Raw genomic sequence first — 25113 nt, 5'->3', positions numbered from 1 at the left:
CATCGGCGTCAGTCGTTAGTAGGTCGTTAGTGGTTAACACTTTCTATAATGGCTCTCACGAAAGCATGCTCCTCTATGCTGCATATGTCGAGGAACGATCCCCACGGGCAGACAAAGAGGGCGATGACATGGTCACGGAGAGCCGGACGGGACCCGGACCGCGCGATCGGTTCCGCGCCCAGGTACGGCAGGAGGTCAAAGCCGCGGCACTGGGGCAACTGGCCGACGGCGGTCCGGAGGCACTGTCCCTCAACGCCATCGCCAAGCAGCTGGGCATGACCGGGCCCGCCCTCTACCGCTACTTCGCCAACCGGGACAGCCTGTTGACCGAACTGGTCATCGACGCCTACGGCGACCTGGCCGCCGCACTCGCCCGCGCGGCCGACGCCTCCGCGAGCGACGCGACCGCACGCCTGGCCGCGGTCGCCCGGGCCTACCGCGAGTGGGCGCGCGGCGAGCCGCACCGCTACCGGCTGCTGTTCCGGGCCCCCCTGCCGGGGTACGACGCCCAGTCCACGCGGCTGGTCGAGGCCTCCCAGCCAGCCATGAACGTCGTACTGAACGTGACGAGCGCCCTGGTGGCGCCGGACGCGACGGCTCCGGAGGGCTCGGAGGGCCAGTTCGGGGAGTGGATGGAGCTCCACGGAGTCGAGGACGTCCCGCCGGCGGTCGCCGCCCGGACCACGATGCTCTGGGCCCATCTGCACGGTCTGGTGAGTTTGGAGATCGAGCAGAACTTCGCCTCGATGGGCATCGATCCCGCGCCCCTCTACGAGGAGGAGGTACGGGATTTCGTCCGTTCACTGTGAACGTGCGGCGCCTCGTTCCCTGGCATGGACACGCCGCGTACATATGACCGTCGAACAAAGAAATGAAGGAGGGTTCCGGCTACCCCAGGAACCCCTCAAGTCACGTACCCTTTCTACGACTTGGGCGCGCGACCCGCATACCGAATCCATGCCGGTCGACCCGTCCGCCTGGACTGCGGCATATGCCAGAAGCACCACCGGATCGTGTGTTGCCAAATCCCTTACAGAGCGTCGCAGGCTGTGCAACAGTCGTAACGGTCCTTCCGCCCAGCCTTGGTCGTACCGTCCCCCCATCGGAGTGCGTCATGCCGTCCCATCTCTCTGCGGACCGCCCAGCCGCCCAGCCGCCCCAGCGCGGCTCGGTCGACGCTCTCATTTCGCAGACGCGACGGCTGCGCGGCGAGGTGGACGCCGTACGGCGGGACGCTCCCTTCGACGGCACGGACCCCCAGGGACGCTGGCAGCGCGCGCTGTGCGATCTGGCGATGCACCAACTCAACGACCTCGACGATCACTTGGCACAGTTGCGGGACGGACCCCCGCCCGTACCCGCGGAGCCGGCCGACCCGCCCGCCGCACCGGTCGTGCCGGCCGCACCCCGGCGCGGCTCGCTGCTCAGCCGGGTGGGCAGTGCCGAGTGGAACCTGCTCACGGACGAGGCCAGTTGGTCCGGAGAGCTCTACGACATCCTGGGCCGCGACCCCGCCGCTCCCCCGCTCACGCTCGACGAGCTGCCGTCGCTGATGCTCGACGAGGACCGGCCGATGCTGACGGCGATGGTCACCGACTGCCTCATCGACGCGAAGACCATCGACGGCGAGTTCCGCATCGTGCGCCCCGACGGCGGGGTGCGGACCGTGCACATGATGGGCGAGCCCGTGCTCGACACCGACGGCAGCACCGCCGCGATGTGGGCCGTGCTGCGCGACGTCAGCGAGCTGCGCCGCAGCCAGCGGACGGTGAGCGAGACGCGGGAGTCGCTTCAGCTGCACCGGCACCACGCGCAGAGCGAGCGCCGGCTCGCGGTCCAGCTGCAGGAGGCCGTGCTGCCGCCTTGGCGCGGCTCCCTGCGGTTCCCGCAGCGGGGCCCCGAGGCCCTGGACCTCGCCGCCCGCCATCTGCCCTCCTCGAACAGCGCGCTGATCGGCGGCGACTGGTACGACGCGATGGAACTGCCCGACGGAGCGACGCTGTTGAGCGTCGGCGACCTCACCGGGCAGGGCGTCACCGTCGCCTCGGGCATGGCGATGCTGCTCGGCGCCCTGCGCGGCATGGCCGTCGCGGGCACCCGGCCCGGGCAACTCATGTCCTGGCTCAACCAGTTGCTCGACGCCTCGGTGCAGCCGGCCCTCGGCAGCGCCGTCTGCTGCCGCTACCGGCCCGAGACCCGCACCCTCACCTGGGCGCAGGCAGGACACCCCGCCCCGCTGCTGTTCCGCAACGGGACGGGGCGCATGCTGGCAGCGCCGGACGGCGTGCTGCTCGGCGCGACCTCAGGGGCCGTCTACGGGCAGGCCGAAGAGACCCTCGAGGACGGCGACCTGCTGCTCCTGCACACCGACGGACTGGTTCCCGGGCACTATGGAGCACAAGCCGTCCAGAGGCTGCTCGACCTGGCCCCGCGCTTCCACGGAGCCCGCACGACCCAGGACTGCGTACGGACGGTTGTCGAGGAATTCGGCGAGAGTGAGCGCGAGGACGACGCCTGCGTGCTCATCGCCAGGATCGGCTCATAGACCTCGCCAGGACCGGCTCATGGACCCCGCCTGGAACCCTTTCCGTGCACAAAGGCAGGAGTGCTCATGCCTGTGTGGTGGTGCCCCCGCGCTTCGGCCTGAGCGAGCCCTTGGGGAGGGCGAGTTGGATCTCCTCACGCAGTTCGTGGATCTTCGGGTAGCCGGAGTACTCGGCGGTGAGCCGGTACATCTCGCGCAGTCGGTCCCAGGTGCGGTGGGAGGAGTTCGCCCCCATCGACACCAGGGCCAGTCGGGCATAGCGGTCCGCCTGCTCGGGGTCGTCCGCGATGAAGCACGCCGAGGCCAGCGACAGCCAGTCGAAGATCTGTGACCGCTGCCGCCCGTTCTCCCGCAGATGCAACGCTTCCTTGGCGTGGCGCTGCGCCGTGGTCGCCGCGGCCGGGTCGTGCTCCGCGAGCGTCCGGTAGGCCAGGGCCTGCATGCCGTGCATGTCCGCCTCGTCGAACATCTGCATCCAGCTCGGCGGTGGCACATCACCCCTGTCGGAGACGAAGAGGTCCTCCGCCTCCCCCAGGGTGCGCCGCATGGCCTGGCCCTTGCCCATCGACGCCTGAGCCCAGGCCTCGATCGTGTAGAGCATGGCCCGGGTGCGCGGCAACATCTCGGAACCCGAGCCCGACTTGGCGAGCTTCATCAGGTCCAGGGCGTCGTCGGGCCGGCCCAGGTGCACCATCTGACGGGCGGCGCGGGAGAGCGCCTCCCCGGCGCGCGGCCGGTCGCCGCCTTCTCTGGCCGCGTGCGCGGCGATGACGAAGTACTTCTGGGCCGTGGGCTCCAGGCCGACGTCGTGCGACATCCAGCCCGCGAGGACGGCGAGATTGGCGGCGACGCCCCACAGGCGCCGCTGCAGATGGTCGGGGTGTCGGTAGGAGAGCATGCCTCCCACTTCGTTGAGCTGGCCCACCACGGCCTTGCGTTGCAACCCGCCGCCGCGGGCCGCGTCCCAGGCCCGGAACACCTCGACCGAGCGCTCCAGTTCCTCGATCTCCTGCGACCCGATGGGGGCGGCCTCGTAACGGTCGAACCCAGCGGGGTCGGCGTGCAGGGGATTGTCGACTACAGGGGCGTCGGCCGCCAGGGCCGGATCGGTGTGGAGCCAATCGTGCATGGCACTGCTGAGTGCGGATCCCGCGGCGAGCGCGGCACCCGCGCCCACCAAGCCGCGTCGGTTGAGCATGAGGTCCATTCCCGTGAATTCGGTGAGGACCGCAGCGGTTCGCTCGGGCGCCCACGGCACACCGTCGGGATGTTCCACACTCCCGCCGCCCGGCCGTTTCCCCACACGCCCGTGCCGCACCAGACCGAGGTCCTCGATGGTCACGACACGGCCGAGACGCTCGGTGAAAAGAGCCGCCAGCACCCGCGGAACCGGATCGCGCGGGATCTCTCCCATGTCGATCCAACGCCGCACCCGTGAGGTGTCGGTCGCCAGCTGGGGGTGGCCCATGGCCGCCGCCTGCTTGTTGACCAGCCTCGCGAGTTCGCCCTTGGACCAGCCGGCCAGGCCGAACAGATCCGACAGACGAGGGTTGGGTTGTCCGTTCACGTCAAGCCCCCAGGTTCTCGGCTGAGTTGACAGTAACCCTCTGTCAGTTGCTGAGCGACTATTCGCCAGGGTTCGCCAGGGTGCGCCAGATGGTCTGCCACTGGGCATCCGGTGTCAGGTAGGAATGCGCCACCCCGACCCGGTTACCGAGGGACATTCCCCAGGATGGACCAGGGCGGCCGGGGCGGGTAGCGCAGCAACTTGCAGGCACACGAAGGGATCTGTTTCGCCCATGTACACAGCATCGTCCTCCGTGTCCGCTCCGCCCCGGTCGCTTCACCCCCGCCCGGCGGCGGCGGGCAGCGGCCCCTACCTCGACCCCGCTCGACCGGCGGCCTCCGTGCTCGGCGCCGGCAGGACGCGGCGCGTTCCGGGGCTCGGCACCCAACCGCTCAGCGGGAGAATCGACTTGTCCGGCCCTCAGGGCGCGCAGCTGCGCACGGCGATCGCGTCGGTGCACCGGATCTGTCCGGAGTTCGCTCCGGTCCAGGTACTGCGCCGCAGCGGGCGCTCCGTGCTCCTCGTCGGCACGACGGGACGCAGCACGGCGGTCGCCAAGTGTTTACTCGACCACTCCTCGATCTGGGCCGAGCGGATCAGGCACGAAATAGCGGCATACCGATCGTTCGTGCGGCATCGGCCGCCGGTCCGGGTGCCCCGGCTGATCGCGGCGGACCCGGACAACTGCACCCTCGTGATCGAGCGGATGCCGGGGCGGGTGGCCGCGCTGCAGCGGCACCCGGCGGAGGCACCGCCCCGCGCGGACATCCGGGCGGCACTGGGTGCGATCTGCCGGCTGAACGCGTGGCGGCCGCCGGCGGGGACGTTCGACGCCCCGCTGGACTACGCGGAGCGGATCTCCCGTTTCCATGAGCTGGGTCTGCTCACGGACCGGGACATGGGCGACCTGCAGAAGCTGGTGCACGGTATCGCGCACTCGGCGGGCCGTCAGGGCATGGGCCAGTTCTGTCACGGGGACGCGTTGCTGTCGAACATCCTGCTCTCCCCGGCCGGTCCAGTGCTGGTGGACTGGGAGCACGCGGGCTGGTACCTGCCGGGTTACGACCTGGCGACGCTGTGGGCGGTCCTCGGTGACGCTCCCGTGGCACGCCGCCAGATCAGTCAGCTCGCGCAGTCCGCCGGTCCCGCGGCGCGCGACGCCTTCCTGGTGAACCTCATGCTCGTACTGACCCGGGAGATCCGTACGTACGAGACAGCCGTGCAGCGTTCGATGCACGACGCGACCCCGGCGGCACCTGGACCGGCCCATCCGGGTGCTGCGCCGTCCGGCGAGGAACAGCGGCTGCTGCTGCGGCGGCTGCACGACGACTGCCAGATGGCCCGTCGGGCCGTTCGAGCGGCGGTCGGCACTCGTTGACGGGGGCGAAGGCCCGCGGTGCGCCTGAACGGCGGCACACCGCGGGCCTTCGTCATGCGGGGGACCGCCGTGCGGCACCGATGTACGGCGAGCGGCGCTTGCCCACCGGCATCCCCTCCGGAGCATCTTCACCCGTTCGCGCCACCGGTCCACTCCACTGACGCCTTGCAGGCCGTCCCACTGCCGCCACGAAAACCTGTTCGCCCCTCGCTGACATGGGAAATCGCCTGCTCCTGGGCATGATTGACGGATCGTCGAAGAGCCGGTACCACTGACCCACGTTCGGCCCGCACGCCCCGCCGCGCTCGACCGTCCCAGGAGGCTGCATTGCGAGGATCCTTCACCGACCCCGAGGCCACCGCCGGGCACAGACGCGCGCGCCGTACCGCGGGCGCCGTCGCCTCGGCGGCGCTGTTGCTGCCGCTGCTCGGCGCGGCACCGTCGAGCGGCACCGCGCAGGCGTCCTCCGCGGGGCTCCAGAGGGCCTTCGCCGGCGCGGCCGCCGAGTACCACGTGCCGCTGAGCGTCCTGCTCGGTGTCTCCTACCTCCAGTCCCGCTGGGACACGCACGCCGGCGCGCCGAGCGTCAGCGGCGGCTACGGCCCCATGCATCTCACCGACGCGCGGACGGCGATCGCGGAGGCACCGCACCACAGCGAGGGCACGGAGGACGCCCGCGGCGACAGCTCGCGCACGGCCCTGCTGCCCACCACCAAGGTGCCGCGGAACTCCCAACTGCCGGACCGGCTCGCGACGTTGACGAAGGCGGCCCGGCTCACCGGCCTGCCCGAGGAGCGGCTGCGCACCGACGCCGCCGCGAACGTGGCGGGCGGGGCCGCGCTCCTGGCCGCCGCGCAGAAGGACCTCGGCGAGCCGCTGAGCGACGACGCGGCCGCCTGGTACGGCGCGGTGGCGCGCTTCTCCGGCGCGGACGACAGCGCGACCGCGGCGAGGTACGCCGATGACGTCTACGGAGTGATCCGCGAGGGCGAGGAGCGCACCACGGACGCCGGTCAGCAGGTCGCGCTCGCCGCCCGGCCCGGACTGAAACCCGACACCGCGCAGCTGCGGCGGGCCGGGCTGCGTACCGTCTCCGCCAAGGACACTCAGTGCCCCAGCACCGTGTCCTGCGAGTGGATCCCGGCCCCGTACGCGGAGTTCGGCGACGGTGACTACGGGAACCACGACCTCGGTGACCGGCCCGCGTCGCAGAGCATCAAGTACATCGTCATCCATGACACGGAGGGCACCTGGGACGGCGTTCTGAAGCTGGTCCAGGACCCGACCTACGTGTCGTGGAACTACACCCTGCGCTCGACCGACGGTCACATCGCCCAGCATGTGAAGGCGAAGGACGTGGCCTGGCACGCGGGCAACTGGTACATCAACGCCAAGTCGATCGGCCTGGAGCACGAGGGATTCCTCGCCGCGCCGGACGCCTGGTACACGGAGGAGATGTACCGGGCCTCGGCGCGGCTGGTGAAGTACCTCGCCGAGAAGTACCGCGTTCCGCTGGACCGGCAGCACATCCTGGGCCACGACAACGTGCCGGGCCCGACCACGTCGACCATCCCCGGCATGCACACGGACCCGGGCCCGTACTGGGACTGGCAGCACTACTTCACCCTGCTCGGCCACCCCTTCCAGCGTGCGACCAGGACAAGGACGAATGGCGGTCTGGTCACCGTGCTGCCGGACTTCGCGGAGAACCAGCCCCGGTACACGGGCTGTGTCACCAGCGGCGAGCCCTGCGCGGCGCACGGCTCCAGCGAGGTGCGGCTCTACTCCCGGCCTGACGAGACCTCGCCCCTGATCAAGGACATCGGGCTGCGTCCCAAGGGCGACGACTCGACGATCGACGTGAACGACGTGGGTTCACGGGTCTCCACCGGACAGCGGTACGCGGTCGCGGACCGTGACGGCGACTGGACGGCGATCTGGTACCTGGGCCAGAAGGCCTGGTTCAAGAACCCGCAGGACCGGCCGACGGCGGTGAACGCCTCGGGTCCGGTCGTGACCCCCAAGGCCGGCGTCACGGAGATCCCCGTGTACGGGCGTGCCTACCCAGAGGCGGCGGCGTACCCCGCGGGCGTGCCCGTCCAGGCCGTCTCGCCGTTGCCGTACAAGATCCTGGCCGGCCAGAAGTACGCGGTCGGTGACAAGGTGCCGGGCGAGTACTTCTACGCGCCGACGTTCGACACGACTCCGCACAGGGTCGTGATCGGCAAGGACATGTACTACGAGATCCAGTTCGGTCACCGGGTGGCGTTCGTACGGGCCGCGGACGTGGACGTGACGCGCTCGCGCGCATAGGTGCCGGGTGCCGGGTGCCGGGCCGCGGACAGCGCCCCGGCACCCGGAAGTCCCCGCTGCACCCAGTCCCGGCGAGCGGCCTGCCAGGCCAGTTGCATTCGGGTGGCCCCGGCGAACGTCATCAGTTGCTGGATGTGACGCTGGACCCTACGTCTGCTCAGGCCCAGTTGCGAAGCGATCGCCTTCTCCGTCACGCCCGCGACGAGCAGGGAGAGCAGCCGTCGGTCCGTGGTGGGGTGGGAGTCGGCGCCGGATGTCCCGTCGGTGCCGCTGACCGTCCCGGTGTCGTCGACGTGAAGAGGGACGGCGTCGTCCCAGTAGCGTCGCCCGTGATCATCCGCACGGTGGCGCTGCCGCCGGGCGCACCTCCCACCGGGGCAGCCGTGGCTGCCGTAGCCGTCGTGGTCGCCGTGGCTGTTGTTGTCGTCGTGGCCGTCCCGGCCGTACTGGACACACCAGCCGCGCCGGCCGCCGATGGCACGCCGCCGGCGGTCAGCGCCAGGCCGGCCGACATCCCGCCGCGAGGCGGAAGCGTCTCCTCTGATCAGCACCTTTCCGTGCATGGTTGTGCGCGCGAGGAGATCTTCGTGCGGGTGCCGCACGGACTCCGCCGCCGGACGCGATGTCACCGTTTCCCGGTGGCGCGGACGGGACATGTCGCAACCGCACCACCCTGGGCATAGCCGGCGCGGCGCTGATGTTCGACTGATCAACAGAGATCGTCACGAACGTTGGAGGAGCCTCGTGCCACTGCCCTCACACCCCTTGCGGAAGCTGGGCTTCTTGACCATCGGGCTGTTCGACGAGGCCGACCCGCGGCGGGGTCACGAGTCGACACTGGAGATCATCGAGCTCGGTGAGCGGCTGGGATTCGACAGCGCGTGGGTGCGACATCGTCATCTCCAGTACGGGATCTCCTCCCCCGTGGCCGTGCTGGCGGCGGCCTCGCAGCGCACCAGCCGGATCGAGCTGGGGACGGCGGTCATCCCGGTGGGCTGGGAGAACCCGCTGCGGCTGGCCGAGGATCTGGCGACGGTCGACATCCTGTCCGGGGGCCGCCTCAACCCGGGCGTCAGCGTCGGGCCGCCCATGCACTACGGCCAGGTCAAGCAGGCCCTCTACCCCGACACCGGCGACGTCGAGGACTTCAGCTACGCCCGCGTGGAACGGCTGCTGGATTTCGTGCGCGGCAAGCCGGCGACCGACTTCAGCGGCGTCGAGGGCTTCGAGGTGTTCTCCGACCTCGTCCAGCCGCACGCCGCGGGTCTGGGCCGGCGCATGTGGTACGGCGGCGGCAGCCTGCGCTCCGCGCGGTGGGCGGGCGAGCACGGGATGAACCTGCTGACCAGCAGTGTCGTCAAGGCGGAGGAGTCCGAGGACTTCGCCGAGATCCAGCGGTCGCACATCCGGACGTTCCGCGCCCACCACCCCGACGGCGACCGTGCCCGGGTCTCCCAGGGCCTCGTCGTCATCCCCACCGACAGCGCCTCATCCGAGCAGCGCGAGAAGTACGAGGAGTACGCCCTGAAGCGCACTCCTCGTACCGCGACCCCGCAGGGCCCGGCCCGGATGATGTTCGCGCCCGATCTCGTCGGCACCTCCGAGGAGATCGCGGAACGGCTGTACGCCCACGCCGCGTTCCGGGAGGTCGACGAGGTCGCGTTCGCGCTGCCGTTCACCTTCGGGCACGAGGACTACGTGCAGATCCTCACCGACATCGCCACCCGGCTCGGGCCGGCGATCGGGTGGCAGCCGGGCGCCTGAACGCGGCGCCGGGGCCTCAGCCCTGCTGGAACAGCTCCGGGGGCAGGGGCTTGAGCAGGGCGTACAGGTCGTCGGTGATGGGACGGTCCCAGGCGGCGATGGTCACCAGGACGTTGTCGCTGCGGTCGAACTGTACGCAGGAGATGCGGGTCTCGGAGAGCTTGAGACGGCGCACGATGAGGAGACCGTCACCCTGCATCACCGGGATGTCCTCGGTCCCGATGACGGTGACCTCCTCGTCGTTCTCCAGCGCCAGCAGCAGCTGGGCCACCTCGAAGGGGATCTCGTCCTCGGCGACCTCGCGGGCCGGGGAGCCCTCGGGCAGATTGCCGATGATCATCGCGGGGCCGCGGCCGCCGAACAGGTCGTAGCGCAGGAAGACACCCTGGCAACTGCCGTCGGGGGCGGGCAGCAGACCCGCGCCGAGATTGCCCGGCCAGTCACCCGGATCCATGGCCAGAACGTCGAAGTCGGGCCCGGCGGGCGTGGCGCTGCGGCGGCGGAGGAAGGACATGCCGCAATGGTACGTGCCCGGGCGCGAACCGGGCCTTGGGGGCGTCGCCCGTGCGTGGTCGCCGGACCGGGTCGCGCATCGCTGCCGGATCCGGTCGCGCATCGTCGCCGGACCCAGTTGTACGTGGTTGCCGGACCGGTCGCGCGTGCTACCGGACCGTTTGTTGGCCCAGCGCCGCCGCCAGTCCCGTACGGTCCGTGCCCACCTTCCGGTAGACCACGGAGAGCAGGCGGACGACGGTCGGTTCGTCGGTTCCCAGCTCTTCGGCGACCTCGGTCGTGGTGCGGCCCCGGGCGGTGAGCGCGGCGGCCGTGCGTTCACGTGCGGTGAGGGTGTCCGTCTCGGTGCTGTGCAGACGGCGTGGGCGCAGCCCGGCGGCGGCCAGTTCGGCGCGGGCCTCGTCACCGAGGCCGTCGGCGCCGCACTGCATGGCCGCGTCCAGTCCTCGGTAGAGGTGTTCGGCGGCTTCCTTGGGAGAGCCCGAGCGGCGCAGTTCGGTGCCCAGGGCGACCAGCGCGCAGGCCAGTTCGTAGGCGGCCGGGGAGCGCTCCAGATGGCTGACGGACTCTTCGAGGAGCTTGACGCGGGTCGAGCCGGAGGAGACGTCGGCGGCGGCCCGCAGCGCCTGTCCGACGGCCGAGGGGGCGCCGAACTGGCGGGCGCGGTGCACCGCTTCGAGTGCCGTGGCGACGGCGCGTTCCGGCGCGTCGTGGCTTTCGGCGCGGGCGAGGTGGAGCTGCCAGGGGCACCAGGAGGGGTTGCGCATGCCGCGCGGGTCCAGGCGGCGCCCGGCCGCTTCGAGCTCGGCGGCGGCGTCCTTGGTGAGTCCGCGGGCGAGCAGCAGTTCGCCGTGCACGGTCTGGACGTCGGGGAAGGTGACGGCGGCCGGGAAGGGCGCGCCGAACGCGTGGTCCTCGGCGATCCGGGCGGCCTCGGTGACGCGGCCGCGGGCGAGCAGGATCTCGATGATGACGCCGACGGCGTACCAGTGGACGGGGGTGCGGGCGCCGACGCGTTCGGCGAGCCTGAGGCCCGCGCGGGCGAAGTCCTCGGCCTCGGCGAGCCGGCCGCGGCGGTAGCGGACGTATCCGAGGAGGGTGTAGCCGAAGGAGAGGTGGGCGCCGTGCCAGCCCTGGGACTCGAAGTCGGCGATCCCGGCGGCGAACAGTTCCTCGGTGCGACCCGGGCGGTCGGCGTACATGAAGGTGAGGGCGACCAGGACGGGCACCTCGAAGCCGCGGTCGGCCTCGGCCCAGCGGATCCCTCCGGCGAGGGCGCGTTCGGCGTGGTGGAGCGCGACATGGGCGGGCTCGCCGCGCAGGGTGGCGTCCCAGGCGCGCAGGCCGATGACATAGCGCTCGGTGAGGTCGCGGCCGGTGAGTCGGTCGGCGAGGCGGGCCAGGCGGCGGGAGCGGGCCGGGGAGTCGGGTTCGTCGGCGCGGAAGGCGTCCCACATGAACTGTTCGGACTGCATGCGCAGCCGCACCCGGGCGTCGCCGGTCACGCGGATCTCACGGGCGAGCGTCTCGGAGGCCTCGGCGAGCCGGTCGCTGTGGGCGAGGACCTGGGAGAGCCGGTAGACGATGTTGTGGCGCAGCTCCGGGGCGGTGATGGGTTCTTCCAGGGCGGCCCGGAGGTGGTTGACGGTGGTCGCCGGTTCGGTGAGCAGGGAGGCGCAGCCCAGTTCGTGGAGGACCGCGGCGCGCTCCTTGGGGGGCGGCGGTTCGCGCAGGGCCCGGGCGAGATAGCGGCGGGCGGCGTCGGGGGCTCCGGCGCGCTGGGTCTCGCGGGCGGCGGCGCGCAGCTGCTGGACGACCCAGTTGTCGCCCTCGGGGTGGGTCTCCATGAGGTGGCGGGCGGCGGCGGAGGGGCCGAGCCCTTCGTCGATGACGCACCAGGCCGCCTGGCCGTGCAGGGCCACGCGGACGCCGCCGGGGATGGCGCGGTAGACGGCGGTGGCGATGAGCGGGTGGACGAACTCCAGGGTGTCGGCGCCGGCGAGGATGCGGGCGCCGCGCAGGGCGTCCGCGGCGTCGGCGGCCTCCTCGGAGCCGAGCCCTGCGACGGCGGCGGCCAGGGTCGGCGGGATCTCGGTGCCGAGGACGGCGCAGGCCCAGGCGAAGCGGACGGTGGAGGTGCCGAGGCGTTCGAGGCGGGCGATCAGCCCGCTGCCCTTGACGGCGGCGGCGAGGTCGCGCAGCAGGTGCGCCCCTTCCTCGGTCGGGACCAGCCCGCGGTCGCGGACCTTCGCGGTCAGCTCCACCGCCTCGAAGGGGTTGCCCGCGGTGACCGCCCAGCACTCGCGGCAGAACACGTCGTCGGCCTGGATGCCGAGGTCCTCGCGGACGAGTCCGGCGACGGCGGCTGCGCTGAGCGGTTCGAGGTCGAGGGGGCGCTGGCCGGCGCGTCCGGGAAGGCTCCTGAACGCCTCGGCGTGGTCGGGGAGTTCGTCGGGCCGGTAGGCGACGGCGAGCAGCAGCGGAAGTTCCTCGACGCGCGGCGCGAAGGCGGCGAGCCAGCTCAGCGACTCGGGGTCGGCCCAGTGCGCGTCGTCGAGGACGAGTACCATCGGGGCCCGCTGCACCGCGAGGTGGGTGAGCACCCAGTCGAGGCCGTCGCGCAGGCCCTGCTGGTCGGGCGGGGCGCCCTCGGACGGGGCGCACAGGCCGAGCGCGGGGCCGACGATCGCGTACCAACTCCCCAGCTGGGCGCGGAGTTCCGCCTCCGCGATCCCGGCGAGCTGCGGTTGCAGGAGCTGGCGGGCGACGTGGAAGGCGACGCCCTGTTCCTGGTCGCCGCCGCGCGCGGACAGGACGGTGCAGCCCTGGGCGGCGGCGCGCCGTCGTACCTCGGCGAGGAGCGTGGTCTTGCCGATTCCGGCACGTCCGGCGAAGGCGAGGAGTGCGCCGCGGGGCCGCTCGGATACTTCGGTCCCGTCCTCGCGCAGGCCGGTGAGTTCGTTCAACGCATCGTCGGCGGCGGCGAGTTCACCCTCCCGTTCAAAGAGTGTCCTTCTGCTGCGTGCACCGCGCTGTCCCATGATCCACCCCCTGGCCACGGTGGTGCGGTCCACGCGGGGAGCGGATGCGTACCGTGACCTCCAGGGACCTCAGCGTACGCTCGTAGCGCCTCGTGGGGAGCCCTTCCGCCGCTACCGGCGCGGGCTTCGGCCGACCGACCGGATTCTTCGGTCAATCCCCCACGGCCTGCGCGGATTTCCTGTGCCGTTCGTGATGGCGGGCGACGCGGGCGCGGTTCCCGCACGAGGGTTTGCACCACTCCTGCCGCGGATGTTCCTTGATGAAGTAGCGCACGCAGCGCGGCGCGTGGCAGGCGTGCAGCCGCGACCGGTCCGGGCTCGCGAGGAAGGCGAGGGCGGCGCGGGCGAGCAGCGCCGGGAGGGGAGCTGCGCCGCCCACGGCTTGTCGGCGTACGACGGGCTCGGCGCCGTCGTCCCAGATGAGGACGGGGACGGTCGGCGCGAGGGCGGCGGCGGTGTTGAGGCGTAGCACGGCCTGCGGTACGGGCGGCAGCCGCGCGGCGTCGGCCGGGCTGGGGTCGCCGGGGCGCACGGCGCGGGCGAACAGGGCGCGTACCGCGGCGCGCAGGTCGCGTACGGCGGCGAGCGCGGCGGCGTCGGCGATGAATGCGTCACCGTTGAAAGCGTCGGCTCCGGGCAGCAGGTCGGCGTGCTCCCGCACCCACGCGGTGAGTCCGCCGGGTTCCGTGAGGTCGTCGGCGACTCCGCCCTGTCCGTCGTGCCGGATGGTGAGGGCGAGGTCCAGGGCCAGCCGGGTGTCCGCGTCGATCGAGTCCGCCATGCCGTTAATGATAGATACAGGCACACCCATTAGCCCCACGGGGCCGCCGTGCCGTTCAGTCGCTCGGAGTCGCCGTGCCGTTCAGTCGCTCGGGGCCGCCGTGCCGATCACGGATCGCCCGCCCCCGGAAGAGAAGCCTCGTCCTGGGACCGGACCCCGGTTGGGGCACCGGCCCCGGGACGGGACCCACGTCGCGTATCGCCTCCTCGTACGGGGCGTCGGCTCGAAGTCTCGACGTCAGGTCGGGTCGGATCGGCTCAGGTCAGGTCGAACTCTCCCTCGCGGGCGCCCGACACGAACGCGCCCCACTCGGCCGGTGTGAAGATCAAGGAAGGGCTCGCGGGACGGCCACTGTTGCGCATCGCGATGAAGCCCTCGACAAAAGCGATCTGGACGTCTCCCCGCCCTCGGCTGCTGGACTGCCATTCGGCGTTGCTGAGGTCCAGCTCAGGCTTGTCCCACCCCGCCAGCGGGTGCTGCTCGATGGTGCTCTCGGCCACGTCCGTGCTCCTCCCGGTTCGTCGTCCGCCGCCAGCCTAGCGATCGGTTCCGGCGGCGGACAGGCCACGTGAGGGGGACGGTTTCAGGAGGCGGGCGGCTCGGCCCCGACCAGCCACATCGAGAAGAACTGGGATCCTCCTCCATAGGCGTGTCCCAGCACCCTGCGAGCCCCTTCCACCTGGTGTTCTCCCGCCTGACCGCGCACCTGAAGTGCCGCTTCCGCGAAGCGGATCATGCCGGAGGCGCCGATCGGATTGGTGGAGAGGACACCGCCCGACATGTTGACGGGCAGGTCCCCGTCAAGCTCGGTCACACCGGATTCGGTGAGTTTCCAGCCCTCGCCCTCCTCGGCGAAACCGAGGTTCTCCAGCCACATGGGCTCGTACCAGGAGAAGGGCACGTACATCTCCACGGCGTCGATGTCACGGCGCGGGTCCGCGATGCCCGCCTGCCGGTACACGTCGGCCGCGCAGTCCTTGCCCGCCTGCGGCGAGACACAGTCCTTGCCCGCGAACAGCGTCGGCTCGCTGCGCATCGCGCCGCCGTGCAGCCACGCGGGCGGCCTCGGCGAGCGGGCCGCCCCCGCCCGGTCGGTGAGGATCATCGCGCAGGCGCCGTCCGAGGACGGGCAGGTCTCCGAGTAGCGGATCGGGTCCCACAGCATGGGCGAGGCCTGCACCTTCTCCAGCGTGATGTCGTGCTCGTGCAGATGGGCGTACGGGTTCTTCAGCGCGTTGCGCCGGTCCTTGTACGCGACCAGCGAGCCGACGGTGTCGGGCGCGCCGGTGCGCCGCATGTACGCCCGTACGTGCGGCGCGAAGAAGCCGCCCGCCCCGGCCAGCAGCGGCTGCTGGAAGGGGATCGGCAGGGACAGGCCCCACATGGCGTTCGACTCGGACTGCTTCTCGTAGGCCAGGGTCAGGACCGTGCCGTGGACGCGGCCCGCGATCAGGTTCGTTGCGACCAGGGCCGTGGATCCGCCGACAGAACCCGCCGTGTGCACCCGCAGCATGGGCTTGCCGACCGCGCCGAGCGCGTCGGCGAGGTACAGCTCCGGCATCATGACGCCCTCGAAGAAGTCGGGCGCCTTGCCGATGACCACGGCGTCGATGTCGGCCCACGTCAACTCGGCGTCGGCGAGCGCCCGCCCGGCGGCCTCGCGGACGAGTCCCGCGAGGGACACGTCCCGTCGCGCCGCCACGTGCTTGGTCTGGCCGACGCCTACGACGGCCACGGGCTCCTTGCTCATCGGGGATCCCCTTCGAGTACGGCGACCAGGTTCTGTTGGAGGCAGGGCCCGGAGGTGGCGTGGGCGAGCGCCCGGTCGGACTCGCCCCGGTGGACGCGCGCGGCGGCCTCACCGATGCGGATGAGCCCGGCGGCCATGATCGGGTTGGCGGCGAGCGCGCCGCCGGACGGGTTGACGCGCACTTGCTCACCGAGCCGCAGCGCCTTGCGCAGGACCACCTCCTGGGAGGTGAACGGCGCGTGCAACTCGGCGGTGTCGACGGGCCGTTCGAAGGCTCCGGCCCGTTCGGCGGCGAGGCGGGTGGACGGCGAGTCCGTCAGGTCGCGCACGCCGAGGCCGTGCGCCTCGATGCGGTGGTCGATGCCCCGGATCCAGGCGGGCCGCTCGCACAGCTCGCGGGCCTGTTCCCCCGCCGCGAGGATCACGGCGGCGGCACCGTCGCCGACGGGCGGGCAGTCGCCGACGCGCAGGGGCCGTACGAGGTACTCGCCCTGGGCCACCGAACCCCGCAGCTGGGCATGGGAGTTGGTGGCGGCCGAAGCGCGGCTGCGGGACGCCACCCCCGCCAGCGCGGGCTCGTCGGTCTCGCCGGCGTCGATGAGCGCCTGCGCCTGGAGGGCCGCGAGGGCGACGGAGTCGGGCCACAGGGGCGCGACGTAGTACGGGTCGAGCTGCCGGGTCAGAACGTCCCGTACGGATCCGGGTGACGACTTCCCGTACCCGTACACCAGCGCGGTGTCGGCGTCGCCGGTGAGCAGTTTCGTCCACGCCTCGTACAGCGCCCAGGCCCCGTCCATCTCCACGTGCGACTCGGAGATCGGCGGCCAGGCGCCCACCCCGTCGAGGGCCATGGTGAAGGAGAAGGCGCGGCCCGCGAGGTAGTCGCTCGAACCGGAGCAGGTGAAACCGATGTCGCTGGTCTTCAGCCCGGTCTGGTCGAGGACGGCGTGCAGGACCGGGGTGAGCATCTCCACCTCGGAGAGCTCGTCGGTGCTGCGCAGATGGTCGCTCTGCGCGAAGGCGACGACGGCGATGTCCCTGATCGGCGGCATCTACAACAGCTCCTTGTACGTGTCGTACTCGGCGTCCGGTTCGCCGGTGGGCCGGTAGTGGTCGGGATAGCGGCCGCCCTCCGTCCACACCGGCTCCACCCGCAGCCCCATGCGCACCTGGTCGTAGGGGATGCCGCCGATCCGGCCGTGCAGCGCGAGGTCGGCGCCGTCGAGGGCGATGTGCGCGTAGACGTACGGCACTTCGATGTCGAGGTTCCTGGCCTTGATGTTGACGATGCAGTACGTGGTCACGGTGCCGCGCGGGCCCACCTCCACCTGCTCCGAGGTGACGACACCGCAGGTGGGGCACGCGCCCCTCGGCGGGACGTACACCTTGCGGCAGGACGGGCAGCGCTCGCCCACGGTGCGCCGCGAGGAGAGGCTGTTGATGTAGGCGGACTGGGCGCGGCCGGGCGAGTAGACGTAGTCGAGGCGCGCGGGAGCGACGATGCCGGTGACCATGTCCTCGAACCGCCCGTCGTGGCCCGCGATCTCTGGGCGGTCTCCGTCGTACGGCTCGAAGCAGGCGATGTCGGTGATGGCGCCGGTGCGCCGCGCCGTCCAGCGGACTCGCACGCGCATACCGGTGCGTACGGCCTCGGGACCCGGTGCGTCCAGGGCGTGCAGGAGGGCGGTGTCGGCGCCGTCGAGCCGGACCAGGACCCAGGCGAAGGGGGTGTCGAGGGGTTGGCCCCGACGGGGTTCGTGGTTCCAGGCCCAGGTGGTGACGGTGCCGGTGGGGGCGACCTCGACGAGCTCGCCCAGGTCCTCCGCGGTGACGGGGTCGTACTCGACGGGCGGGACGAGCGTCCGGCCGTCGGCGGTCTTCACACCGAGGACGACACGTTCACGCAGCCCGGTGAGAAACGCGCTCTGGACGGGACCGAGCGAACGGGTGAAGGGGAACTCGACGACGAGGGGGGCTTTGAGGACTTCGGGCATCCCGGTTGTCTCCTTAGGGGAGGGGGATCGTGCGCGTCACGACTCCGTCGGGGGGAGGGGGAGGATCGAGCACGTGGTGACTGCGTCGGGCGGAAGGAGAGGGCCGAGCACGCCCCGAAGGCAGAACCCGGGCCCTCGGGTCTCGCCCTGCCGGCCGCGGAAGGCCGCTGTCACGCCCGTCCCTGCCCCGCGCGCCGTTACGCCCCCGGACGTCACGCGCGCCGATAGACGGGTGGGCGTTTCTCGGTGAAGGCTCGGGAGCCTTCCTTCGCGTCGGCGGTGTCGAAGACCGGCCAGCCGCGGGTCAGCTCGGCCGCGAGGCCCTCCGTCTCCGTCATCTCGGCGGTCTCGTACACGGACGCCTTGACCGCCTCGACGGCCAGCGGACCGCAGGCGTTGATCTGGTCGGCGATCTCGAGGGCCTTCTGGCGCGCCGTCCCGTCGGGCACGACATGTCCGACCAGGCCGATCCCGGCGGCCTCCCGGGCCGAGTACGGACGCCCCGTCAGGAGCATCTCCAGGGCGTGCGTGCGTGGGATCTGGCGTTGCAGACGGACCGTGGAGCCGCCGATCGGGAACAGCCCGCGCCTGACCTCGAAGAGCCCGAAGGTCGCCGACTCGCCCGCGACCCGGATGTCGGTGCCCTGGAGGATCTCGGTACCGCCCGCGACACAGTGCCCCTCGACGGCGGCGATCACCGGTTTGCGGGGCCGGTGGTGACGCAGCATCGCCTTCCAGTGCAGATCGGGGTCGGCCTTCAGCCGGTCCCGGTACCGCTGCCCCTCCATGCCCCGCCCCGCCAGCGCCTTGAGGTCCATGCCGGCGCAGAAGGCGTCCCCCGCACCGGTGAGCACGATCGAGCGGATCGCGTCGTCCTCGTCGGCCTCGATCCAGCCGTCGTACAGACCGACGAGCATCGGCAGCGAGAGCGCGTTCTTGGCCTCGGGCCTGTTGAGCGTGAGCACCAGTGTGGCGCCTTCGCGCTGCACGGTGAGGTGTTCCGTACCACCCATTGCCGTCCTCCCGTCAGACAGGCTCTCTGGAACGAGAACAGGTTGCAGTAGGCGTGGGACCAGTACAAGGGTTTTCTGACAGGCAGTCAGATTTCTTCTGCGCGGGCCCTTCCCTGTTGTGGCGGGCTTTGCTCTGATGGCCGTCGAGCCCAGGGCCTGTCGTTTGGATCAGGCCGTTCCAGGAGACGGGGCTTGGTCAGACCCCGCGGCCCAGGCCTGATCCAAACGACAGGCCCTGGGGGCGGGCCCGGACGCGCGACGTCAGGAGGAGCGGTGGAGTACAACCTTGCCGACCTGTTCGAGTCGGTCGTCGACGTGGTTCCGGGCCGCGAGGCGCTCGTGTACGTCGACCATCCGGGCACGGGCGCGGAGCGCCGTCTGACGTACGCGCAACTCGACTCGGCGGCGAATCGCATCGCCCATCACCTGATCGACAGCGGCATCCGCCCCGGCGAGCACCTCGGACTGCACCTCTACAACGGCGTCGAGTACGTGCAGACCGTGCTGGGCTGCCTGAAGGCACGGATCGTGCCGGTCAACGTCAACTACCGCTACGTAGAAGAGGAGTTGGTCTACCTCTACCGGGACGCGGATCTGGTGGCGCTGGTCTTCGACACGGAGTTCACCGACCGGGTGGCGGCGGCACTGCCGCGGGCCTCTGCGCTGCGGCATGTCCTGCGGGTGGGGAGCGCGGCGACCGACGGAGCCTCCTTGGCCGCCCTGGACTTCGCCGAGGCCGAGGCCGCCGGCTCCCCCGAACGGGGCTTCCCGCCACGCTCGGCCGACGACCAGTTCATCATCTACACCGGCGGCACCACCGGCATGCCCAAGGGTGTCATGTGGCGTCAGGAGGACCTGTTCTTCTCCGGGTTGGGCGGCGGAGCCCCGACGGGCGAGCCGGTCAAGAAGCCGGAGGAGCTCGCTGAGCGGGTGGCGGCCGGCAGTGAGGGGATCACCTTCTTCCCCACTCCCCCGCTGATGCACGGCACCTCGACACTGACGGCGTTCATCGGGTTCAACTTCGGCCAACGGGTCGTGATCCACCGCAAGTTCGTGCCCGAGGAGGTCCTGCGGACGGTGCAGAAGGAGAAGGTCACCAGCATGTCGCTGGTCGGCGACGCGATGCTGCGCCCGCTGATCGACGCGCTGCGGGGACCGATGAAGGGCACGGACTGCTCCTCGATGTTCAGCGTGTCCTCGTCGGGCGCGATCATGTCGGAGACGGTGCGTGAGCAGTTCCAGTCACTGGTCCCGAACGTGATGCTGCTCAACAACTACGGCTCCTCGGAGTCCGGCTTCAACGGCACCGCGACCGCGGACTCGGGAGCCGGCAAGGGCTTCCGGCTACGGGTCAACTCCCGCACTCAGGTGGTGGATCCGGCCACGTACGAGCCGGTCGCCGTCGGCGAGCCCGGCCGGGTCGCACAGCGCGGCCATGTGCCTCTCGGCTACTACAACGACCCGAAGAAAACCGCCGAGACCTTCTTCCAGAAGGGCGGCGAGCGGTGGGTTCTGCTCGGTGACATGGCGACGGTCGACGAGGAGGGCATCGTCACCGTCCTCGGCCGCGGCTCCCAGTGCATCAACACCGGTGGCGAGAAGGTCTATCCGGAGGAGGTCGAGCAGGCCCTGAAGTCCCATCCGGACGTGTACGACGCGCTGGTCGCCGGGGTGCCGGACGAGAAGTGGGGCAACCACGTGGCGGCGGTCGTCCAGCTCCGCGAGGGCGCGGGCAGGCCCTCTCTGGACGACATCCAGACCCACTGCCGGGGCCACCTGGCCGGCTACAAGGTCCCCCGCCAGCTCGTCATCACCGACACCATCCAGCGCTCGCCCAGCGGCAAGGCGGACTACCGCTGGGCGCGCTCGGTGGCGACGGAGGCGGCCCGCTGACGCATACGGCGCGACCGCCGCCGTCGGGAAACCAGCGGCGGCCACCGCGAACGACAGCCGCGGCCCCGGCACCAAGTGGCCCGCGATCGACGTGCGGACGCGCTCGAAGCGGAGCGGGGCGAGGAACGGCGGTCCGTGGAAGCCCGGGCCGCGGAGAGCGCCCACGCCGAGCCCGTCCCGGGGCGAACGGTGACGGTCGAACGCGACGGTCGTCGGCCGTTTTTGCCAGGGGCGCTCTACCCCTGGGCGGTTTCGGCCCGTGCGTCCGCGAAGCGGTCCCTCAGCTCGCGTTTGAGAATCTTTCCGCTGGCGTTGCGTGGCAGTTCGTCCACGAAGACGACCTGTTTGGGCGCCTTGAAGGCGGCGAGCTTCTCGCGTGCGTGGGCGAGGAGTTCGGCCTCGGTGACCTCGGTGCGGGCGACGACGACCGCCGTGACCGCCTCGATCCACCGCTCGTCGGGGAGCCCGACCACGGCCACCTCGGCGACGGCGTCGTGGGTGTAGAGCGCGTCCTCGACCTGCCGTGAGGCGACCAGCACGCCACCGGAGTTGATGACGTCCTTCACCCGGTCGACGACGGTGAAGTAGCCCTCCTCGTCGCACACGGCGAGGTCCCCTGAGTGGAACCAGCCGTCGCGGAAGGCCTCCGCGGTCTCCTCCGGCTTGTCCCAGTAGCCCTCGCACAACTGCGGTGAACGGTAGACGATCTCGCCCCGCTCCCCGTCGGGCACGTCCTTGCCGGACTCGTCGACGACCCGCGCCTCGACGAACAGCACCGGCCGCCCGCAGGAGTCCATCCGCCCCTTGTGCTCGTGGGGTCCGAGGACCATGGCCAGCGGTCCGATCTCGCTCTGGCCGAAGCAGTTGTAGAACGCCAGCTTCGGCAGGCGTTCCCGCAGCCGTTCCAGAACCGGCACCGGCATGATCGACGCCCCGTAGTACGCCTTGCGCAGTCCGCTCAGGTCACGGGTGGCGAAGTCGGGGCGGTTGGAGAGTCCGATCCAGACGGTGGGCGGCGCGAACAGGCTGTCCGCCTGTCCGGCCTCGACCAGGTCGAGGATCCGCTCGGCGTCGGGCGCGTCGAGGATGACGTTCACGGCGCCGACCGCGAGATAGGGCAGCAGGAACACGTGCATCTGCGCCGAGTGATAGAGAGGCAGCGCGTGCACGGGCAGATCGCCGGCCTGCAGATCGAGGGCGGTGATCGCGCTGAGGTATTCGTGCACCAGCGCACGGTGGGTCAGCATGGCGCCCTTGGGCTGCGCGGTGGTGCCGGAGGTGTAGAGGAGTTGCGTCAGGTCCTCGCCGCGGGGCTCCGGTCCGTCGTACGGCGTGGTCGTGTCGAGGCGCGCGAGCAGCGAGTCGTCGCTGTCGCGCAGGGCCAGCACGCGGGTTCCCTCGGGGAGGTTCCCGGCCAGGTCCGGGTCGGCCAGGACCAGTCCGCAGCCGGCCTGTCCGACGATGTACGCGAGGTCGTCACCGGTCAGGTTCTGGTTGACCGGCACGTGCACCAGCCCGCCGCGCGCACACGCGAGGAAGCCGATCAGGTACGCGTCCGAGTTGTGGCCGTAGGCACCGACACGGTCGCCCGGTGCCAGTCCCGAGGAGCGCAGCACCTGGGCCGCGCGGGAGACGGCCTCGTCGAGTTCGGCGTAGGTCCAGGACCGGTCGCGGTAGTGGACCGCGACGCGTTCGGGGGTCCGCCGGGCGCTGCGCCGCAGCACCCCGTCGACCGTGACGCTCCGTCCCGCCGCCACCGTGGGGTTCTGACCCGCCGTCATGACCTGCTCCTTCGTCCGGCTGCTCTGCCGTGATCCTCGTTCCGGCCCGCGAGCGGGGTCAAGCGTCCCGCGTCCTTGGCGCGAAGAGGATCAACCCCGCCGTGGAACGTACTGACACCAGGTCACACGTCTGTGGCTGTTGTTACGCTCAACCGCCCCTTCCCTCAATGATGTCGGGAGGCACGATGCGCATCCGCCCCGGACGGTTCGCCGCCCTGGCCGTCGCCCTGCTCACCGCCTCGGCCGCGCTGCCCGCGACCGCCGCGAACGGCCAGGAGCGTCAGCACTCTCCGTCCCACCCGTCCTCCGGCGGTCTGTCCGCCGTGATCCGCTACACCGAGTACGGCATTCCGCACATCCTTGCGAAGAACTACGCGGACCTCGGCTTCGGCACCGGCTGGGCCCAGGCCGCCGACCAGGTGTGCACCCTCGCCGACGGGTTCGTGACCTTGCGCGGCGAACGCTCCCGCTTCTTCGGCCCCGATGCGGCCCCGGACGGTTCGCTGTCCTCGGCGGCCGAGAACCTCTCCAGCGACCTCTACTTCCGCGGCGTGCGGGCGACGGGCACCGTGGAGAAACTGCTCGCGGAGCCCGCGCCACGGGGTCCGAGCCGCGATTCCAAGGATCTGATGCGGGGCTGGGCGGCCGGCTACAACGCCTGGCTCGCCCAGAACCGGATCACCGATCCGGCCTGCCGGGGCGCCTCCTGGGTCCGGCCCGTGACCGCGGTGGACGTGGCCGCGCGTACCTTCGCGCTGGCGGTGCTCGGCGGTCAGGGCCGCGCGGTCGACGGCATCACGGCCGCGCGGCCGCCCGCGACGACCGCCGCGCGTACGGCCGTCGGCATACCCGACGCACAGAGTGCCGCGCGCGCCGCCCGAAAGCTCCTCGACACCGCCGACATGGGGTCCAACGCGGTCGCCTTCAGCGGTGCCACGACGGCCAACGGCCGCGGGCTGCTGCTCGGCAATCCGCACTACCCGTGGCAGGGCGGCCGTCGTTTCTGGCAGTCGCAGCAGACGATCCCCGGCGAGCTGAACGTCGCGGGCGGCGCGCTGCTCGGCTCCACCACGGTCTCCATCGGGCACAACGCGCGGATGGCCTGGAGCCATACCGTCGCCACCGGCGTCACGTTCAGCCTCCACCAGCTGACGCTGGATCCGGCCGACCCGACGACGTACCTGGTGGACGGGAAGCCGGAGCGGATGACGAGGCGGACCGTCACCGTCGAGGCGCGGGGCGGGCCGGCCGTCACCCGCACCCAGTGGTGGACCCGCTACGGCCCGGTCGTCACCTCGCTCGGCGCCGGACTCCCGCTGCCCTGGACGTCCACGACGGCGTACGCCCTCAACGACCCCAACGCCGGGAACCTGCGCGCGCCCGACACCGCCCTCGGCTTCAGCCGGGCCCGCAGCACGGCCGACGTCCTCACGACGCTCAGACGCACACAGGGGCTGCCCTGGATCAACACGGTCGCCGCCGACTCGGACGGGCACTCGCTGTTCACGCAGTCGCAGGTGCTTCCGCGTATCACCGACGAGTTGGCCCAGCGCTGCTCGACGGCGCTCGGCAAGGCCCTCTATCCGTCGTCCGGCGTCGCGGTCCTCGACGGCTCCCGCGGCGACTGCACGCTGGGCAGCGACCCCGACGCCGTACAGCCCGGGATCTTCGGGCCCGCGAAGATGCCGGTCCTCAAGGACGCGCCGTACGCGGAGAACTCCAACGACAGCGCCTGGCTGGCCAACACGGACCGGCCGCTCACCGGGTACGAACGGGTCTTCGGGCCGATCGGCTCGCCGCTGTCGGCCCGCGCGCGCGGCGCGAAGGCGGCCGTGTCCGCGATGGCCGCCCAGGGGGAGCTGACCGTACGGGACCTGCAGGCGCAGCAGTTCGCGAACCGGGCGACCTCGGGTGACCTCATCGCCGACGACACGGCCCGCGCCTGTGCCGCGCTCCCCGGTGGGACGGCGACGGGCAGCGACGGCAGGGCCGTCGACGTGAGCGAGGCGTGCGGTGTGCTGAGGGCGTGGGACCACTCCATGAAGACCGGCAGCCGGGGCGCGCTGCTCTTCGACCGGTTCTGGCGGCGGCTGACCGCCGTGACCGCGCCCGCGCAGCTCTGGAAGGTGCCGTTCTCGGCGGCGGACCCCGTGCACACGCCGAACACGCTCAACACGCAAGCGCCCGGCGTGGCCACGGCCCTCGCCGACGCGGTGAGCGAGCTGCGGGCGGCGGGCATCGCGTTGGACGCGACGCTCGGCTCGCACCAGGTCGTCGTCCGGGGCGGTCAGCGCATCCCCGTGCCGGGCGGCACGGAGTCGCTCGGCGTGTGGAACAAGGTCGAACCGGTGTGGGACGCGGCGGCCGGCGGCTACACCGAGGTCACCACGGGGTCCTCGTACATCCAGGCCGTCGGGTGGGACGGCGGCCGCTGTCCGGTCGCCCGTACGCTGCTGACCTACTCCCAGTCGTCGAACCCGAACTCGCCGCACTTCAGCGACCAGACGCGGCTGTTCTCCGAGGGGAAGTGGGTCACCTCCCGGTTCTGCGAGAAGGACATCCTGTCCTCGCCCGGGCTGTGGGTGATCCGCGTGGGTGAGCACCGCTGACGGCTGCGGGGTGGGGGGGGGGGGGGGCGGGGCCGCCCCCCCCCCCCCCCCCCCCCCCCCCCCCGGCCCCCCCCCCCCCCCCCCCCCCCCCCCACCCCCCCCCCCCCCCCCCCCCCGCCCCCCCCCGCACCCCCCCCCCCCCCCCGGGGCCCCGAGGCTGTGACACATGCG

At 71.6% G+C, this 25113-nt stretch carries 18 protein-coding genes; 7 read left to right on the top strand and 11 right to left on the bottom strand.

What is annotated here, in order from left to right:
• Positions 1–128: 128 nt before the first annotated feature.
• Entirely contained in the window at positions 129–809 is a 681-nt protein-coding gene (locus tag ACIQTP_RS31465) for a TetR/AcrR family transcriptional regulator (RefSeq protein ID WP_403406190.1), read from the top strand.
• Between the two features lie 305 nt (positions 810–1114).
• Positions 1115–2545: a PP2C family protein-serine/threonine phosphatase gene (locus tag ACIQTP_RS31460; RefSeq protein WP_403406187.1), complete on the top strand. Its 1431-nt coding sequence runs from the start codon at positions 1115–1117 to the stop codon at positions 2543–2545.
• Between the two features lie 64 nt (positions 2546–2609).
• Here ACIQTP_RS31460 and ACIQTP_RS31455 read toward each other — a convergent pair whose 3' ends face one another.
• Positions 2610–4112: a hypothetical protein gene (locus ACIQTP_RS31455; protein ID WP_403406184.1), complete on the bottom strand. Its 1503-nt coding sequence runs from the start codon at positions 4110–4112 to the stop codon at positions 2610–2612.
• Between the two features lie 232 nt (positions 4113–4344).
• Here ACIQTP_RS31455 and ACIQTP_RS31450 point away from each other — a divergent pair, with 232 nt between their 5' ends.
• A complete protein-coding gene (locus ACIQTP_RS31450) occupies positions 4345–5490 on the top strand; it encodes an aminoglycoside phosphotransferase family protein (RefSeq protein ID WP_403406181.1) in 1146 nt (381 codons plus the stop codon).
• Between the two features lie 327 nt (positions 5491–5817).
• Complete coding sequence (locus ACIQTP_RS31445; protein WP_403406179.1) at positions 5818–7803, top strand: N-acetylmuramoyl-L-alanine amidase; 1986 nt, start codon at positions 5818–5820, stop codon at positions 7801–7803.
• On the opposite strand, the gene ACIQTP_RS31440 is transcribed toward ACIQTP_RS31445, so the two are convergent.
• A complete protein-coding gene (locus ACIQTP_RS31440; protein ID WP_403406176.1) occupies positions 7746–8354 on the bottom strand; it encodes a hypothetical protein in 609 nt (202 codons plus the stop codon). The two genes, ACIQTP_RS31445 and ACIQTP_RS31440, sit on opposite strands and share 58 nt — an antisense overlap.
• Positions 8355–8547: 193 nt before the next feature.
• Here ACIQTP_RS31440 and ACIQTP_RS31435 point away from each other — a divergent pair, with 193 nt between their 5' ends.
• Positions 8548–9567 (top strand): LLM class flavin-dependent oxidoreductase, encoded by a 1020-nt coding sequence (locus ACIQTP_RS31435; RefSeq protein WP_403406173.1) that lies wholly within the window; start codon positions 8548–8550, stop codon positions 9565–9567.
• A 16-nt stretch (positions 9568–9583) separates the two neighbouring features.
• Here the strand turns inward: ACIQTP_RS31435 and ACIQTP_RS31430 are convergent, their stop codons facing one another.
• From ACIQTP_RS31430 to ACIQTP_RS31395, 8 genes are all read right to left on the bottom strand, one after another.
• Positions 9584–10081, bottom strand: coding sequence for a hypothetical protein (locus tag ACIQTP_RS31430; protein ID WP_403406170.1), 498 nt, complete (start codon positions 10079–10081; stop codon positions 9584–9586).
• Positions 10082–10229: 148 nt separating this feature from the next.
• Positions 10230–13121, bottom strand: coding sequence for an AAA family ATPase (locus ACIQTP_RS31425; RefSeq protein WP_403406597.1), 2892 nt, complete (start codon positions 13119–13121; stop codon positions 10230–10232).
• 151 nt (positions 13122–13272) lie between these two features.
• On the bottom strand, positions 13273–13902 hold the full coding sequence (locus ACIQTP_RS31420; RefSeq protein WP_403406167.1) for a CGNR zinc finger domain-containing protein: 630 nt from the start codon (positions 13900–13902) through the stop codon (positions 13273–13275).
• A 257-nt stretch (positions 13903–14159) separates the two neighbouring features.
• Complete coding sequence (locus ACIQTP_RS31415; protein WP_054232930.1) at positions 14160–14402, bottom strand: DUF397 domain-containing protein; 243 nt, start codon at positions 14400–14402, stop codon at positions 14160–14162.
• 83 nt (positions 14403–14485) lie between these two features.
• Complete coding sequence (locus ACIQTP_RS31410) at positions 14486–15652, bottom strand: thiolase domain-containing protein (protein ID WP_403406164.1); 1167 nt, start codon at positions 15650–15652, stop codon at positions 14486–14488.
• The gene (locus ACIQTP_RS31405; protein WP_403406161.1) at positions 15649–16704 is read right to left on the bottom strand and encodes a thiolase domain-containing protein; all 1056 of its coding nucleotides are present in this window, start codon (positions 16702–16704) and stop codon (positions 15649–15651) included. Before ACIQTP_RS31405 ends, ACIQTP_RS31410 begins: the two co-directional genes overlap by 4 nt.
• Positions 16705–17646, bottom strand: coding sequence for a Zn-ribbon domain-containing OB-fold protein (locus ACIQTP_RS31400; protein WP_403406158.1), 942 nt, complete (start codon positions 17644–17646; stop codon positions 16705–16707).
• Between the two features lie 212 nt (positions 17647–17858).
• On the bottom strand, positions 17859–18659 hold the full coding sequence (locus tag ACIQTP_RS31395; RefSeq protein WP_403406155.1) for a crotonase/enoyl-CoA hydratase family protein: 801 nt from the start codon (positions 18657–18659) through the stop codon (positions 17859–17861).
• Between the two features lie 273 nt (positions 18660–18932).
• Between ACIQTP_RS31395 and ACIQTP_RS31390 the strand changes: the two genes are divergently transcribed.
• Complete coding sequence (locus tag ACIQTP_RS31390; RefSeq protein ID WP_403406152.1) at positions 18933–20552, top strand: acyl-CoA synthetase; 1620 nt, start codon at positions 18933–18935, stop codon at positions 20550–20552.
• 236 nt (positions 20553–20788) lie between these two features.
• On the opposite strand, the gene ACIQTP_RS31385 is transcribed toward ACIQTP_RS31390, so the two are convergent.
• Positions 20789–22333, bottom strand: coding sequence for an acyl-CoA synthetase (locus ACIQTP_RS31385; RefSeq protein WP_403406149.1), 1545 nt, complete (start codon positions 22331–22333; stop codon positions 20789–20791).
• 185 nt (positions 22334–22518) lie between these two features.
• On the opposite strand from ACIQTP_RS31385, the gene ACIQTP_RS31380 reads away from it, so the two are divergent.
• The gene (locus ACIQTP_RS31380; protein WP_403406146.1) at positions 22519–24942 is read left to right on the top strand and encodes a penicillin acylase family protein; all 2424 of its coding nucleotides are present in this window, start codon (positions 22519–22521) and stop codon (positions 24940–24942) included.
• The last annotated feature ends 171 nt before the right edge of the window (positions 24943–25113 follow it).

The sequence above is a fragment of the Streptomyces sp. NPDC090798 genome, from assembly GCF_044768965.1.
Taxonomy (GTDB): Bacteria; Actinomycetota; Actinomycetes; order Streptomycetales; family Streptomycetaceae; genus Streptomyces.
Note: the sequence above shows the minus strand (reverse complement) of the source record. Positions and strands in the feature narration are given on the sequence as shown.

Excerpts from the sequence above, each read along its gene's own strand:
- ACIQTP_RS31410 (WP_403406164.1), bottom strand. The coding sequence starts at position 15,652 with ATGAGCAAGGAGCCCGTGGCCGTCGTAGGCGTCGGCCAGACCAAGCAC.
- ACIQTP_RS31395 (WP_403406155.1), bottom strand. The coding sequence starts at position 18,659 with ATGGGTGGTACGGAACACCTCACCGTGCAGCGCGAAGGCGCCACACTG.
- ACIQTP_RS31460 (WP_403406187.1), top strand. The coding sequence starts at position 1,115 with ATGCCGTCCCATCTCTCTGCGGACCGCCCAGCCGCCCAGCCGCCCCAG.
- ACIQTP_RS31465 (WP_403406190.1), top strand. The coding sequence starts at position 129 with ATGGTCACGGAGAGCCGGACGGGACCCGGACCGCGCGATCGGTTCCGC.
- ACIQTP_RS31425 (WP_403406597.1), bottom strand. The coding sequence starts at position 13,121 with ATGGGACAGCGCGGTGCACGCAGCAGAAGGACACTCTTTGAACGGGAG.
- ACIQTP_RS31385 (WP_403406149.1), bottom strand. The coding sequence starts at position 22,333 with ATGACGGCGGGTCAGAACCCCACGGTGGCGGCGGGACGGAGCGTCACG.
- ACIQTP_RS31430 (WP_403406170.1), bottom strand. The coding sequence starts at position 10,081 with ATGTCCTTCCTCCGCCGCCGCAGCGCCACGCCCGCCGGGCCCGACTTC.
- ACIQTP_RS31420 (WP_403406167.1), bottom strand. The coding sequence starts at position 13,902 with ATGGCGGACTCGATCGACGCGGACACCCGGCTGGCCCTGGACCTCGCC.
- ACIQTP_RS31380 (WP_403406146.1), top strand. The coding sequence starts at position 22,519 with ATGCGCATCCGCCCCGGACGGTTCGCCGCCCTGGCCGTCGCCCTGCTC.
- ACIQTP_RS31400 (WP_403406158.1), bottom strand. The coding sequence starts at position 17,646 with ATGCCCGAAGTCCTCAAAGCCCCCCTCGTCGTCGAGTTCCCCTTCACC.
- ACIQTP_RS31405 (WP_403406161.1), bottom strand. The coding sequence starts at position 16,704 with ATGCCGCCGATCAGGGACATCGCCGTCGTCGCCTTCGCGCAGAGCGAC.
- ACIQTP_RS31450 (WP_403406181.1), top strand. The coding sequence starts at position 4,345 with ATGTACACAGCATCGTCCTCCGTGTCCGCTCCGCCCCGGTCGCTTCAC.